The 1,548-nt window shown below is 70.9% G+C and carries 1 protein-coding gene; it reads left to right on the top strand.

The features are described 5' to 3' along the window. Positions 1 to 1,548, top strand: a 1,548-nt coding sequence (locus tag ACEN88_RS31340; protein ID WP_413346014.1) for a PAS domain-containing protein, incomplete at both ends; no start/stop codon positions are given.

Below are 1,548 nucleotides of genomic sequence, written 5' to 3' on the forward strand. Positions count from 1 at the left end.
CGCACGGCCTGCGCGCGGCGCGCGCGCTGCCGATCCTGGCGCCGTCCGGCACGGTGCTCGGCACGTTCACCCTGTACTACCGCGAACGGCGCCTGCCGAACCCGCAGGAAGAGGCGGCGCTCGCGCTGCTGGCGAATACCGCGTCGCTCGTGATCGGCCAGCGCCACGAGGCGGCCGAACGGCAGGCCGCGGAGCACCGCTCGCGCGCGATCCTGGAAAGCATGAGCGAGGGTTTCATCGCGCTCGATCCGGCCTGGCGCATCACGTACGCGAACGGCGCGGCCGAAGCCGTCACGCGCAAGCCGCGCGAGGAACTCGTGGGCGCCCAGTTCTGGGACCTGTTCGCGCGCCTGCAAGGCAGCCAGCAGGAACGCGCGCTGCGGCGCACGGCGCTGGAACGCGAACGATCCCGCATCGAAGCGTACGACGACGCCGAGGGCCGCTGGTTCGAGATCAATTCGTTCCCGATGGAGGGCGCCGGCGGACTCGCGCTGTATTTCCGCGACGAGACCGACCGCCGCCGCGCCGAAGAGGGCATCCGGCGCCTGGCCGCCGTGGCCGAGCAGTCGTCCGACTTCATCGGCATCTTCACGCCGGACGCCGGCGGCATCTACCTGAACCCGGCGGGCCGGCGCATGGCGGGCCTCGATGACCGTACCAACATCGCCGCGCGGCGCATGATCGATTTCTTCCCGCGCGAAGACCGGCCGTTCGTGCGCGACCACGTGATGGCCGCGCTGACGGTCGGTGCGGCCGAATGGGAGGGAGAACTGCGCCTGGCGCAACCCGACGGCCGGCCGCCGCTGCCCGTCTACTTCAAGGGGTTCGCGGTGCGCGACGCGGAGGGCAACAACATCGGTCTCGCGACGATCACGCGCGACATCACGGCGCAGAAGCGCGCCGAGGACGAGCTGCGCCGCGTGGCCGCCGACCTGTCGGAGGCGGACCACCGCAAGAGCGAATTCCTCGCCACGCTCGCGCACGAACTGCGCAACCCGCTGGCGCCGATCCGCACGGGGCTCGACCTGTTGCGCATGGCGCCGGCCGACAAGGACGCGCTGGCGCGCATCCACGCGATGATGGACCGCCAGCTGGGCCACCTGATCCACCTCGTCGACGACCTGCTCGACATCGCCCGCATCACGCGCGGCAAGATCGAACTGAAACGGGAGAACGTCGACCTGAAGGTCATCGCGCAGATGGCCGTGGAGACGAGCGCCGCGCTGATCGAATCGCACGGCCACCGCCTGGACGTCGACCTGCCCGAGGAACGGCTGCCGCTCGAGGCGGACGTCACGCGCATGGTGCAGGTGCTGTCGAACCTGCTGAACAACGCCGCCAAGTACACGCCGGCCGGCGGACGCGTCGCGCTGTCCGCATGGCGCGAGGACGGGCACGCCGTAGTCGCCGTGTCGGACAGCGGCATCGGCATTCCGCCGGATGCGATCGGCTCCGTGTTCGAGATGTTTACGCAGGTGCGCGGCAGCCTCGATCGGGCCCAGGGCGGCCTCGGGATCGGCCTGTCGCTCGTGCGCCGCCTCGTCGAGC

This window comes from Massilia sp. CT11-108, from assembly GCF_047302915.1.
GTDB classification, from domain to species: domain Bacteria; phylum Pseudomonadota; class Gammaproteobacteria; order Burkholderiales; family Burkholderiaceae_D; genus Telluria; species Telluria orientalis.